The organism is Bradyrhizobium uaiense (genome assembly GCF_010811875.1).
GTDB lineage: Bacteria > Pseudomonadota > Alphaproteobacteria > Rhizobiales > Xanthobacteraceae > Bradyrhizobium > Bradyrhizobium uaiense.
On sequence record NZ_VKHP01000249.1, the window covers coordinates 1 to 13,225 of the forward strand.

Below are 13,225 nucleotides of genomic sequence, written 5' to 3' on the forward strand. Positions count from 1 at the left end.
AACAACATCTTGCAGGCGTATCGGCTCAATAGCGCCTGAACACCACATCGGCCACTCGGCCGCAGCTTCGCAATAACCCAACCACCGTCATAACAGGCCAAACCCGAAAGCTTCACAAGCTGTCAGGATGACGGTGATGGATTTTTGTGTCGCGTTCTCGCGACATGACGCGCCCGCGTTTTGGATTTCGTAATCGATGGGTTTCGCTTCGCTCTATCCATCCCACACAGTCGACTGCGACGTGACTTAGTCCTTCCGCCAGGCGCCGAGCAAGAATCGTCGCTTCGGCGCGGAGCCTGCCTGCTTCTGCACGTCGGGCAGATCGATGGCGTAACGCTTCATCGCTAGCTTGATTGCGATCCCGATGATCACAAAGGGCGTCACGTAGATCGCGAAAACTTCGAAGGCTGTCATGTGATCCTCCGCGGTTTCGGCCCGGCATACTACCACAATTAGGCCGCTGAGCGGCTGCCGCTCCGGTGGCCGCGTTGGGCGAGCCCGGGCGGGCAGTGCAGCACGCGGTCGCCGATCCCGCCGTGCATGGCCGCATGCGGCGGCTTCGATTGACACCGACCGCCTCGGCGGTACCCTGCCGGAACAAGGACGTTTTCCCAAGAGAATCAAGACTCCGAATCAACATCCGGAATCGAGACCCAGAAGAACCAAGAAAAGGGCAGGACACGCCGTGACACGCGTCATCGCGTCGTGAGCGGGACCACGCGGACCTCCGCGCTCGCGCCATTTCGCATCCGTAGCTACCGTTTCCAATGGCCATCCGACCTGCTCACCTCCTGGGCGTTCGAGGTCGAGACGCTGGTGCTCGGCTGGTACATCATGGTCGAGACCGGCTCGGTGCTGCTGCTGACGGTGCTCGCCTCGCTGCAATATGTCGGCACGCTGGTGGCGCCCGTGGTCGGGATGATCGGCGACCGGATGGGGCATCGCGATCTGCTGGCCGTGATGCGCTTTGCCTACACCGCGCTGGCCGGGACCCTCATGACGCTGGCGCTGACAGGGCACCTGGCGCCGCTGAACGTCATGATCATCGTCGCGGTCATGGGGCTGATCCGCCCGTCGGATCTCGGTGTGCGCGGCGCGCTGCTTGCCGATATCATGCCGCCCCAGCAACTGGTCGGCGCCATCAGCCTGGCGCGCACCACGCAAGACTCGGCACGCATCGCCGGCGCATTGACCGGGGCGGGATTGTTCGCGGCGCTTGGCATCGGCTATGTCTATGTCGGGATCGCCTGCTTCTATTTCGTCGCCGCCATCCTGATGCTCTGCATGAGCCGTCCGAAGTCGCACGGCACGGTGGATCAGGCGGCGATCGACCTGCCGGGCTCGAAGCTGCTGCGCGACCTCAAGGAAGGCATTGTTTACGCCTGGAGCGGCCCCGGCATGCGCGCCGCGCTTTGCGTCGCGTTCCTCGCCAATCTCACGGCGTTTCCGCTCACCAACGGCTTGCTGCCTTTCGTGGCGCGCGACATCTTCCATACCGACCAGACCGGCCTCGGCTATCTTTCGGCGAGCTTTGCGGTCGGCTCGCTGATCGGCTCGATCACGCTCAGCATGGCCGGTGGTGTGCGCATCGCGCGGCTCCTGATCGGCGCGACGCTCGCATGGTATGCGATGCTGCTGGTATTCGTCGAACTCAGGACCATGCCGGTGGCGATGGCCTGCCTGGTGCTGGCCGGCATCGCGCAGAGCATGTCGATGATCTCGGCGGCCGTGATGCTGATGCGCAATGCCAGCGCGCATCTGCGCGGCCGGGTGATGGGCGTGCGCATGATGGTGATTTACGGCCTGCCGCTCGGCCTGCTCGCGGCCGGCAGCCTGATCGACCTGATCGGCTACACCGCAACCGGCACGCTGCTCGCCGGCGCCGGCTTCATCGCGATGCTGGCGATCGCGCTGCACTGGCGCGCCGATCTCTGGCCGGTGCACGCACCGGCGAACGCCAGGTAGCGACGGGCACGGCGACGCGTCCGCGGCCGCAGCTGTGGATGCGCGGTTTGCCCGCTCGCGGCTCGAACAGCGAAGCCCGCGCGGATTGGCTGTGGAGGACATCCAGCCGTCACATGTCTGTCGGAGGCCGGTGTTAGGTGTCGATCCGGCTTGCAACGCTCCGCATATTTCCGGGGCGCCCTCCGCATTGCCTGATCTATCGAATTGCCCCCCTGACAAAAAGGCTCAGCTCCATGACGCGCTTGCTCTTTGGCACTGCCGCCGCCGGTGTCTTGCTCGCGGCCGCATCGACCGTCCATGCCGGCTCCACATTCTCATTCGTTCCCAACAGCCTGACGGAATCCGTGATCGAGCACGGGCCGTGGACGCTGCATCAGTCCGGACAACATTTTCATCATGATGCGTCCGGCATCGTGCCGCCCGGCAGCCTCACGCCGCCCTACAATCCGGCCCTCTACGGGACGCCCTATGCTGACTATTGCTCGGCGAGCGGAGAAACCACGATCAATCACGGCAAGAGCGTGATGCAGCCCTATTACTTTCCGTTCGTGCGCCGGCGCGGAGCCGTTCTGGAAGGCCTGTTCGACTACCGCCCGCGAAACGAGCAGGAGGCGACGGTCGCGGCGATCTCGACGGACTGGGGTGCGACTTGGCAGTTCAGGGGCAAGGCCCTGGCACTCAACCCCTACTGCCCGTGGGATGCGACCGACCCGGACAATCTGAACGTGAACGTCAATGGCGTGAAGACCGCATATGGCTCGTCGAGCGCGAACGCTGGCGACAACGGGCTCGGACACGCCTTCGTGCTGTCCGTGAAGGGCAGGCAACGAATCTATCATCTCAACCGTGCCGACGGTCACATCGATAGCGATCAGCTCGTGGTCCATCCGCTTCACCGCGGCGAGGAGGATTTCTCGTTGTTCGGACTTCCGGAATTCGGATATGTCAGTCCGCTTGCGTCCGGCGGTTATCCCAAGCTCGAAGCCACGGCGACCGCGACCACCGGTCTGACGGACCCCGATGCCATCCTGGGCTCCGTGCACATGGGCGAGAAGACGGCCGTCGTCTACGTCTCCAAGAATCTCACCCCCGGCGACAAGAACTTCCCGGCAACCCAGGTGTGCCCGGCGACGCCGGCCTTTGCGCTGACCAACCTCGTCAACAAGAAGCCGAGGAAGACCAACCACGACGTGATCACGATCCGTGTCGCAACGACCTCGGACGGCGTGAACTTTACCGACGTCGGCGCGGCGACTGGCCTCAACGACCAGACCACGATCGCGCTGAACGGCATTCGCTGGCTCGGCAGCGGCAGCATCCTGCGTATCCATGACGGACGCTTCGGCATGTTCTTCGGCGCTGGAAACTGCCTGGATAACGATTCCGACGGCTTCCATTTCGTCGGCTATGCCGAAACCGACAATCCGGTTCGCGGCGCAGGCGATCTCCTGAAGTGGCACGTGGTCAACGGCTTCGACAACCCGATCCTGTCCACGGATACGGTGGTCGATCCCGCGGGCCCGCGCTCGTATCCGTTGAACGCGCCGCTCGTGAACGTCCAGGGCGCCGACAGGCTGACGGCCGCGGAGGTGGCGCCATTCGTGCCGCCGGGGAAGGGCTACACCACGAACTTCTTCAGCGGCCGGGTCTACGATCCGCAGGCGGTGTTGACCGACGAGCGGACCGTGACGATCGTGTTCGCGGGCTACAACACGCCGCAGCCGAGCAGCAATCTCGGTGACTACCGATCGATCGGCCGCTTCCAGCTCGGCGTCCAGGCCGGCTATTTCAGACCGCCCTTCGTCGAATCCGAGGACTAGGAACGCAGCAATCCACGAAGGACGCGGATCGAGGTTGAACGCCTCGATCCGTGTCCACTCTTTTTTGCTGCGATCGAAAGATCGATGCTGCGGGAGGATTGCGCTCACGCCGCCTGGGCGGCGCGGCGGATGTGGACAGGCACCGATTTGTACGACGGCGTGCCGCTTTCCTTGTCCTGATAGTCGAGCGGCACGAGGCCGTTCGCCTCCGGATAGTAAGCGGCGACCGAGCCGCGGGCGATGTCGTAGACGATCGCGGTCAGCGTGAGGCGCCGCGGCTCGCCCGAGAGCAGCGCGGTCTCGATCTCGACCAGGTCGCCATGGGCGAGGCCGCGTGCGGTCAAGTCCGCCTCGTTGGCGAACAGCACGTCGCGGCGTCCGAACACGCCGCGATAGCGGTCGTTCAAGCCATAGATCGTGGTGTTGTACTGATCGTGGCTGCGGATGGTGGCGAGCTTGAGGACTGACTTGTCCGATAGCACCGGGTCCTCTTCGAGGCCGTCGAAGATCAGGAATTCGGCCTTGCCGGACGCCGTCGTCCATTTGCGCTCGGTCGGCGGCAGCGGCAGGCGGAAGCCGCCGGGAATCCGGATCCGCGCGTTGTAATCCTTGAAGTCGGGGAAGACGCCCTCGATGGCGTCCCGGATGCGGTCGTAATCGGCGATCAGATCGGTCCACGGCACCTTGCTCGCCGGCAGGGTTGCCATCGCCATGCCGGCAACGATCGCCGATTCCGAGAGCAGATTTTCGGAAGCCGGGGTCAGCTTGCCGCGCGAGGCGTGCACCATCGACATCGAGTCCTCGACCGTGACGACCTGGGGCCCGGAGGCCTGGATGTCGCGCTCGGTGCGGCCCAGCACCGGCAGGATGATCGACTGCTTGCCGACCAGAAGATGCGAGCGGTTGAGCTTGGTGCCGAGATGGACGGCGAGCTCGAGCTTGCGCATGGCGGCGGTGCAGCGCTCGGGATCGGGCAGCGCGATGGCAAAATTGCCGCCGAGGCAGACCAGCACTTTGGATCGTCCGTCGTCGATCGCCTCCATCGCCGCGACCGCGTCGTGGCCGTGATGGCTCGGCGGCTTGAAGCCGAAGGTACGCTCGATGCCCTCGAACATCGGGATGTTGGGCTTCTCGGTAATGCCGACCGTGCGGTTGCCCTGCACGTTGGAGTGGCCGCGCAGCGGGCAGATGCCGGCGCCGGGCTTGCCGTAGTTGCCCTTCAGCAGCAGCAGGTTTGCGATCTGCTGGACGTTGTCGGTGCCGCGCATGTGCTGGGTGATGCCCATGCCATAGGTGACGATGGTGGCGCTGGATTTGGCGTAGGCGGCCGCGACCTCGCCGAGCTGGGCGCGGCTGAAGCCGGAGACGGTCTCGATCTTGTCCCACGGCGTCGCGCGCAGATCGGCGGCGAACGCCGCAAAGCCGTTGGTGTGCTCGGCGATGAAGGCATGGTCGAGCACATCGTGCGTCGCGTCGTCCTTCTCGATCAGCGCCTTCATGACGCCCTTCAGCACCGCGGCGTCGGCCCCGACCTTCGGCTGATAATAGGTCGAGGCAATGCGGGTCGAGCCCAGCGTCGCCATCTCGATCGGATCCTGCGGATCGGCAAAGCGCTCCAGCGCGCGCTCGCGCAGCGGATTGAACACGATGATCGGCACGCCGCGGCGCGAGACCTCCCACAAGGTGCCCATCATGCGCGGATGGTTGGTGCCGGGGTTGTGGCCCATAGCGATGATCAGCTCGCAATGGTCGAAATCGTCCAGCGACACCGTGCCCTTGCCGATGCCGATCGATTGCGGCAGCCCGACGCTGGTCGCCTCATGGCACATGTTCGAGCAGTCGGGGAAATTGTTGGTGCCGTATTCGCGCGCGAAGATCTGGAACAGGAAGGCGGCCTCGTTCGAGGCGCGGCCGGAGGTGTAGAACTCGGCCATGTCTGGATTGGGCAGGCTGCGAAGCGTTTCGCCGATCCGCGCGAAGGCGTTATCCCATGTGATCGGCTGGTAGGTATCGCTCGCGGCGTCATAGGCGAGGGGTTCGGTCAGGCGGCCCTCGTTCTCGAGATGGAAGTCGGTCCAGCCGAGCAATTCGGTGACGGTGTGGCCGGCAAAGAATTCGCCGGTGACGCGCTTGCTGGTCGCCTCCCAGGTGACGGCCTTGGCGCCGTTCTCGCAGAACTGGAAGGTGGAGGTGTGCTCCTTGTCCGGCCAGGCGCAGCCCGGACAATCGAAGCCATCGGGCTTGTTGGTGCGGAGCAGCGTGATCGGCGCCTCGACCAGATCCATCTGGTCGCGCACCGCGATCGCGGTGGCCTTGAGGGCGCCCCAGCCACCGGCGGGAGCATCATAGGGTCGGATACCGGGAATGTCGCGCTTCTGGACCATATGTCCTCCTGCAACTGTTGAAGTGTGCCCCGTGCGTTTGTCCCGAAGCTGATTGTGTTGTTGGCCGCGAGTGCGGCGATGTGCGAAACCGCTGCGTTCCGATCGACGTTCTCGATCCGAAGCGCCGGCCGCGCGATGGAGGTTAGACTAGTCCGCTGACGCCCGCGGTCAACACTCTGTCAGGCTGGTGTCGTTGCCCGGATGGAGCGAAGCGCGATCCGGGGCAGTTTGATCCGCGGATGACAGGTCCCGGATTTCGCTGCGCTCCATCCCGGGCTACAGGTGTCATTACTACCGCTTGCGATCCAAAAATCCCTGCAGCAGCCGCTGCGGCTCGCCGGTTTGGAACGACTTGCCGAACACCCCGACGCTGAGGTTGACCGACTCGGTCAGCGGCAACTCTTCCCATTGGCGCAGGAGGTCCTTCTGGATGCGCAGCGCTTCGGGGCCGCATTCCAGCAGCGCCTTGACGGTGTGTTCGACGGCCTCATCGAGACCGCCGGGCTTTGCCACCGTATCGACCAGACCCCAGGCGAGCGCGGTCGGGGCGTCGATGTTCTCCGCGGTCATCATCAGCCAGCGGGCGCGGCCCCAGCCGATCAGGCGCGGCAACAGCGCCGCGTGGATCACCGAGGGGATGCCGACGCGGACCTCGGGCATGCCGAACATCGCGTCATGCGCGGCGACGCGGACGTCGCAGGCGGCGGCGACCTCGAGGCCGCCGCCGAGGCACCAGCCGGGCAGGCGGGCAATCACCGGCGCCGGGAATTTGCGCACGGCCTCGCAGAGATCGCGCAGGCGGCTGATGAATGCTTCGGCGGATTTCTGGTCGAGCGTCGCCATCTCCTTGATATCGGCGCCGCCGATCATGCTGCGCTCGCTTTCGCCGGCGAGGATCACCGCGCGGATGGTGCGGTCGGCAGCCAGATGTTCAAAGCCTTCGCGCACGCCGTTGGTCACGGCTGAACTGACGATGTTCAGCTTGCCGGCGTTGCAGATCGTGAGGCGGACGACGCCTCTTTCGTCGCGGTCGATGCCGCAGTGGGGATTGAGCATGTCCATGGAAAAAGTCCCGGCGCAGGAATTGATCGCGCCATGTCCCGGACAAAGCATATCTCTGTCAAGCACGGTGCGACAGTTGCGCCGCACGGCGCGGATATATAGAATTATGTTCATCATATAAATGGAGCCGTCATGACCGCCGCCGAGACCACCGATCTTCATTCGCCCGATCTGAAACGCGTACGCGTGGTGGAATGGCAGGCCCCGGGGCCGGTGGCCAACGCGGCGATGCCGATGTCCGGGATCGAGGCGATGCGCGCGATCCGCGACGGCCGGTTGCCGCCGCCGCCGATGGCCAAGCTGATCGGTTTCCGCGTCGCCGTGGTCGAGGAGGGGCGCATCGTCATGGAACTCGAGCCGCATGAGAGCCTTGAGAACACCATCGGCCTGCTGCACGGCGCGACCGCGGCTGCGCTGCTCGATACCGCGATGGGCTGTGCGATCTCGACCATGCTGCCGGCGGAGCAGACCTCAGTGACCCTGGACCTCAAGCTGACCTATCTGCGCCCGCTGTCGGCGCGCTCCGGAACCATCTCGGCCGAGGGCAAGGTGATCAAGCTCGGCCGGCAGACCAGCTACACCGAGGGCTTCGTCCGCGACGGCCGGGGCAATCTTGCGGTGCACGCGACTGCGACATTTTCGATGCTCGGAGGGGAACCGAAAGCGAAATAACTGCAGCATTCCCGGCGCAAATCTGCTATTATATGATTAGAAACATTCCATGAGAGCGGCATGCGCTATTCGAAAGAACACAAGCAGGAGACCCACGCGCGGATCGTGAAGAAGGCCGCGACGCGGCTGCGCGAGAAGGGCGCCCATGGTATCGGCGTCGCCGACCTGATGAAGGACGCCGGCCTGACCCATGGCGGCTTCTACGCACATTTCGATTCGCGCGAGGCGCTGGTGATCGAGGCCTTCAACTACGCCATGGATCGCGCCAACGAGCGCTGGCGCAAGGTCACGGCGGAAGTGCCGCCGGAGAAGCGGCTTGCGACCATGGTCGACGGCTATCTTTCGGCGGTGCATCGCGACGACCCGGGCCAGGGCTGCGCGGTGCCGGCGCTCGGTGCCGAGATCGCCCGCGAGAGCCCGAAGACCCGGAAGGCCTTTGCCCTCAAGCTCGACCAGATGATCGACATGATGGCCGACCAGATCCAGGACCTGCCGCGCAAGGCCGCGCGCAAGCAGGCGATGGCCGCGCTCGCGACCATGATGGGCACCATCGTGATGTCGCGGATCGCGGGCAATGGCGAAATGTCCGATGAGATCCTGTCGGCCGGGCGTGAGGCGGTGCTCGGCCGCGCGACAGCGGCGAAGAAGCCGCGTGCCAAGGCGAACTAGGGCAGTTCCTGGCCTACCGTATGCTTCTTCCCGCTTTGGTGACCGAACCGGCAATCAATAACGACCACCATCGCGCTTTTGTTGCGTGAGCCATTCCGACAGCGTCCGTGTTTTTGATGGTGGATCGCCCGACGACCCTCGTCTGACGCTCGTACCGGAACGAGGCGACCGAAGCTCGGCTGATGCAGTTTCCTTGGCCGCCGTCGCGGAAGCTTCCTTTTCGAGGCGCAGCTTCTTCAGTCGCGCCATCTTGTCCCGCTCTGCCTCGGCTTCAGCTCCGTCGGACAACAGCGCCTTGTGGTGAGCAGTCTCCGCTGAACCCCGGACTCCGAGAATAGTCGTCTCGCCGAGCGCCTTGCAGGCCTCGAGCCGATGCAATCCCTCGAGCAAAACGAGCCGGCCATCATCAGGCCGAACGAGAATGGGCATTTGTTGCCCAACCTCCAGGATACTCGCCGCGATTTCTTGAACCAGCTCAGGCCTGAGAGTTTTCCTCTTCTTAACGGGAACGTAGATCTGGTCGATTGCAAGACTTTCCGGGTCGGGCACAGTGTTACTCCCTCCTCAGGATCCGTCCACAATACGGTTTAAGGATGAAGCTCCATGCCGCCAAGGCATTTCTCCAGCTGTGCTCGATGGGTCGGGCTGGTCAGGCCGGCCCGCTGAACAGCGTGCGCTCGGCTTCCACGGTCTCGTAGATGTAGTCGGCCACCGCGCGGATGCGGGCGAGGTCCTTGCTGTCGGCGTGCATCAGCAGCCAGAACGTGCGGGAGATCCGCACCTCGTCCCGTAACACCGGCTGCAACTCGGGGTGGGCGGTCGCCATGAAGTGCGGCAGCACGGCGATGCCGAAGCCGGCGATGGTGGCGTTGAGCTGCGCGATCAGATTAGCGCTGCGGAACTTCGCCGAGATCTTCGGCGAGACCTGCGGCAGGTAATCGAGCTCCGGCGTGAACAAGAGCTCCTCGATGTAGCCGACGAAGCGGTGCCGCGGCAGGTCGGCACGGGCGGTAATGGTCGGCGCCTGCGCGAGATAGCGGGGTGCGGCATAAAGCCCGAGCGTGTAGTCGAGCAGCTTGCGGCCGACGATGCGGCCTTCCTTCGGCATGGTCAGGCTGATCGCGATGTCGGCCTCGCGCTTGGAGAGCGAGAACAGCCGCGCGGTGGCGACAAGTTGCAGATCGAGATCGGGGTACCGCTCGGTGAACTTGACCAGCCGCGAGGCCAAAAAGTGGCTGCCGAAGCCGTCGGGCGCGCCGATCCGCACCGTGCCGGTGAGATGCGCGCGCGAGCCGCCGACCGCCTCCTGGTTGGCGACGATGGTGGATTCCATCGCTTCCGCGCTGTCGGCGACACGCTGGCCGGCCTCGGTCAGCAGATAGCCGGTCTTGCGGCGATCAAACAGTTTTGCGGAGAGGTGGCCTTCCAGCCGGTCGACACGCCGGATCACTGTGGCATGATCGACGCCGAGCTGCTTGGCGGCAGCCGAAACCGACCCGCCGCGCACGATGGCAAGCACGAAGCGGAAGTCATCCCAGTCGATTGTGCCGCCGCCTTGATCCAGCATTTCCGCACATCTATGGTGCAATTTATCGGACTTGAATCCTATAAAATGCAGGGTCAATAGGGTTTGTAAAGTGATCCCGCCGGCCGGCTGGTGATTCAGGTCCTTCAGGGAGGTTTATCCATGCGCTCAATCGGACATTTCATCGGTGGCAAGGAGGTCAAGGGCACATCGGGCCGTACGGCTGATGTCTTCGAGCCGATGACCGGCGAGGTTCAGGGCAAGGTGGCGCTGGCCTCCAAGGCCGAGCTCCGCGCCGCGGTCGAGAACGCCAAGGCCGCGCAGCCGGAATGGGCCGCGACCAACCCGCAGCGCCGCGCCCGCGTCATGATGAAGTTCGTCGAGCTGGTGCAGCGCGACTACGACAAGCTCGCCGAGCTGCTGGCGCGTGAGCATGGCAAGACAGTTCCCGACGCCAAGGGCGACATCCAGCGCGGCCTCGAAGTCGCCGAGTTCGCCTGCGGCATCCCGCATCTGATGAAAGGCGAGTACACCGAGGGCGCAGGCCCCGGCATCGACATCTATTCGATGCGCCAGCCGCTCGGAGTGGTCGCCGGCATCACGCCGTTCAACTTCCCGGCGATGATCCCGATGTGGAAGTTCGCGCCCGCGATCGCCTGCGGCAACGCCTTCATCCTGAAGCCGTCCGAGCGCGATCCCGGCGTGCCGATGGCGCTGGCCCAGCTGATGATCGAAGCAGGGCTTCCGGCCGGCATCCTCAACGTCGTCAACGGCGACAAGGAAGCGGTCGACGCCATCCTCGACGATCCCGATATCAAGGCGATCGGCTTCGTCGGCTCGACGCCCATTGCACAGTATATCTATGAACGCGCCGCGCAGACTGGCAAGCGCTGCCAGTGCTTCGGCGGCGCCAAGAACCACGCCATCATCATGCCCGACGCCGACATGGACCAGACCGTCGACGCGCTGATCGGCGCGGGCTACGGCTCGGCCGGCGAGCGCTGCATGGCGGTGTCGGTTGCGGTGCCGGTTGGCAAGACCACCGCCGATCGCCTGATGGAAAAGCTGATCCCGCGCGTCGAGTCGCTCAAGATCGGCACGTCGGTCGATCCGTCGGCCGATTACGGCCCGCTGGTGACCCGCGAGGCGGTCGAGAAGGTCAAGAGCTACATCGACATCGGCATCAAGGAAGGCGCCAAGCTCGCCGTCGACGGCCGCGGCTTCAAGATGCAGGGTTACGAGAAGGGCTTCTATCTCGGCGGTTCGCTGTTCGACAACGTCACCAAGGACATGCGGATCTACAAGGAAGAGATCTTCGGCCCGGTGCTCTCGGTGGTGCGCGCTCACGATTACCACGAGGCGCTCGCGCTGCCGTCCGACCATGATTACGGCAACGGCGTTGCGATCTTCACCCGCGACGGCGACACGGCGCGCGACTTCGCGGCCAAGGTCAATGTCGGCATGGTCGGCATCAACGTGCCGATCCCGGTGCCGATCGCCTACTACACCTTCGGCGGCTGGAAGAAGTCCGGCTTCGGCGATCTCAACCAGCACGGCCCGGACTCGATCCGCTTCTACACCAAGACCAAGACGGTGACCTCGCGGTGGCCGTCCGGCGTCAAGGACGGTGCGGAGTTCTCGATCCCGACTATGAAGTGATGGTGTAGCCTAGGCCGTCATTGCGAGCGCAGCGAAGCAATCCAACTATCTTCGACCTGGAAGAATGGATTGCTTCGTCGCTTCGCTCCTCGCAATGACGACAACAATGAGCAGCCAGAATGCAGTTCGCTCTCAACGAGGACCAGATCGCGGTTCGCGACATGGCGCGGGCATTTGCGGCTTCGAGGATCGCGCCGCACGCGCTCGAATGGGACGAGAAGAAGCACTTTCCGGTCGACGTGATGCGCGAGGCCGCCGGCCTCGGCATCGGCGGCGTCTATATCAAGGATGATGTCGGCGGCTCGGCGATGACGCGCTTCGACGCGGCGCTGATCTTCGAGGCGCTGGCGACGGGCTGCCCGACCACGTCGGCGTTCATCTCGATCCACAACATGGCGTCCTGGATGATCGATGCCTATGGCAACGACGCCCAGCGCCACAAATGGCTGCCGAAGCTCTGCACCATGGAGCTGATCGCCAGCTACTGCCTGACCGAGCCGGGCGCCGGCTCCGACGCCGCCGCGCTTCGTACCCGCGCGGTGCGCGACGGCGATCATTACGTGCTCAACGGCCAGAAGCAGTTCATCTCGGGTGCCGGCAGCACCGATCTCCTGGTCGCGATGGTGCGCACCGGCGGCGAAGGTCCTAGTGGCGTCTCGACGGTCGTGATCGACGGCAAGACGCCGGGCGTGTCGTTCGGCGCCAATGAACGCAAGATGGGCTGGAATGCCCAGCCCACCCGTGCGGTCGTGTTCGAGAATGCCCGTGTGCCGGTGGAGAACCGGCTTGGGGAAGAGGGCATCGGCTTCAAGATCGCGATGGCCGGCCTCGACGGCGGCCGCCTCAATATCGCGGCGTGCTCGCTCGGCGGCGCGCAGGCGGCGCTCGACAAGGCGCTGGCCTACATGAAGGACCGCAAGGCCTTCGGCAAACGCCTCGACGAATTCCAGGCCCTGCAGTTCAAGATCGCCGACATGGCGACCGAACTCGAAGCCGCACGCACCTTCCTGTGGCGCGCGGCGGCCGCGCTCGATCGCAAGGACCCGGACGCCTCCATGCTGTGCGCGATGGCGAAGCGGTTCGGCACCGATGTCGGCTTTGAGGTCGCCAACCAGGCGCTGCAACTGCACGGCGGCTACGGCTATCTCAGCGAATACGGCGTCGAGAAGATCGTGCGCGACCTGCGCGTGCACCAGATCCTCGAGGGCACCAATGAAATCATGCGGCTGATCGTGTCGCGCAAGTTGATCGAGGGCGCACGATGAATGATGTGGCCGCTGCCGAAGGCGACCTGATCGCGCGCAAGGAAGGGGCGGCCGGCATCATCCGGCTCAACCGGCCGAAGGCGATCAATGCCGTGACGCTGGAGATGTTCCACGACATCGACAAGGCGCTCGACGTGTTCGAAGCCGATCCTGATGTCGCGGTTATCGTGCTGGAGGGGGCCGGCGAGCGCGGCCTGTGCGCCG

Annotated in this window: 12 protein-coding genes; 7 read left to right on the forward strand and 5 right to left on the reverse strand. The window is 64.5% G+C overall.

Features of this window, described 5'->3' with window-relative positions:
- Positions 1–246: 246 nt before the first annotated feature.
- The gene (locus FNJ47_RS50030) at positions 247–414 is read right to left on the reverse strand and encodes a hypothetical protein (protein ID WP_165446054.1); all 168 of its coding nucleotides are present in this window, start codon (positions 412–414) and stop codon (positions 247–249) included.
- Between the two features lie 291 nt (positions 415–705).
- On the opposite strand from FNJ47_RS50030, the gene FNJ47_RS38255 reads away from it, so the two are divergent.
- Complete coding sequence (locus FNJ47_RS38255; RefSeq protein WP_163161013.1) at positions 706–1,965, forward strand: MFS transporter; 1,260 nt, start codon at positions 706–708, stop codon at positions 1,963–1,965.
- A 233-nt stretch (positions 1,966–2,198) separates the two neighbouring features.
- Positions 2,199–3,785 carry a hypothetical protein gene (locus FNJ47_RS38260; RefSeq protein ID WP_163161014.1) on the forward strand — a complete coding sequence of 529 codons (1,587 nt, stop codon included), beginning with the start codon at positions 2,199–2,201 and terminating at the stop codon, positions 3,783–3,785.
- A gap of 104 nt (positions 3,786–3,889) precedes the next feature.
- Here FNJ47_RS38260 and FNJ47_RS38265 read toward each other — a convergent pair whose 3' ends face one another.
- Both FNJ47_RS38265 and FNJ47_RS38270 read right to left on the reverse strand, forming a co-directional pair.
- Positions 3,890–6,169 carry an FdhF/YdeP family oxidoreductase gene (locus FNJ47_RS38265; protein ID WP_163161015.1) on the reverse strand — a complete coding sequence of 760 codons (2,280 nt, stop codon included), beginning with the start codon at positions 6,167–6,169 and terminating at the stop codon, positions 3,890–3,892.
- A gap of 291 nt (positions 6,170–6,460) precedes the next feature.
- On the reverse strand, positions 6,461–7,231 hold the full coding sequence (locus FNJ47_RS38270; RefSeq protein ID WP_163161016.1) for an enoyl-CoA hydratase: 771 nt from the start codon (positions 7,229–7,231) through the stop codon (positions 6,461–6,463).
- A gap of 132 nt (positions 7,232–7,363) precedes the next feature.
- Here FNJ47_RS38270 and FNJ47_RS38275 point away from each other — a divergent pair, with 132 nt between their 5' ends.
- Positions 7,364–7,903, forward strand: a complete 540-nt coding sequence (locus FNJ47_RS38275; protein WP_163161017.1) for a PaaI family thioesterase — start codon at positions 7,364–7,366, stop codon at positions 7,901–7,903.
- Positions 7,904–7,963: 60 nt separating this feature from the next.
- A complete protein-coding gene (locus FNJ47_RS38280; protein WP_163161018.1) occupies positions 7,964–8,572 on the forward strand; it encodes a TetR/AcrR family transcriptional regulator in 609 nt (202 codons plus the stop codon).
- Between the two features lie 54 nt (positions 8,573–8,626).
- Here FNJ47_RS38280 and FNJ47_RS38285 read toward each other — a convergent pair whose 3' ends face one another.
- A complete protein-coding gene (locus FNJ47_RS38285) occupies positions 8,627–9,121 on the reverse strand; it encodes a ParB N-terminal domain-containing protein (protein ID WP_163161019.1) in 495 nt (164 codons plus the stop codon).
- 100 nt (positions 9,122–9,221) lie between these two features.
- The gene (locus FNJ47_RS38290) at positions 9,222–10,139 is read right to left on the reverse strand and encodes a LysR family transcriptional regulator (protein WP_163161020.1); all 918 of its coding nucleotides are present in this window, start codon (positions 10,137–10,139) and stop codon (positions 9,222–9,224) included.
- A gap of 120 nt (positions 10,140–10,259) precedes the next feature.
- Here FNJ47_RS38290 and FNJ47_RS38295 point away from each other — a divergent pair, with 120 nt between their 5' ends.
- The 3 genes from FNJ47_RS38295 to FNJ47_RS38305 form a co-directional block, all read left to right on the forward strand.
- Positions 10,260–11,756, forward strand: coding sequence for a CoA-acylating methylmalonate-semialdehyde dehydrogenase (locus FNJ47_RS38295; RefSeq protein WP_163161021.1), 1,497 nt, complete (start codon positions 10,260–10,262; stop codon positions 11,754–11,756).
- 119 nt (positions 11,757–11,875) lie between these two features.
- The gene (locus FNJ47_RS38300; RefSeq protein ID WP_163161022.1) at positions 11,876–13,021 is read left to right on the forward strand and encodes an isobutyryl-CoA dehydrogenase; all 1,146 of its coding nucleotides are present in this window, start codon (positions 11,876–11,878) and stop codon (positions 13,019–13,021) included.
- Positions 13,018–13,225: enoyl-CoA hydratase/isomerase family protein (locus FNJ47_RS38305; protein WP_175068478.1), on the forward strand; the 208-nt coding region annotated here is incomplete at its 3' end. The genes FNJ47_RS38300 and FNJ47_RS38305, both read left to right, overlap by 4 nt.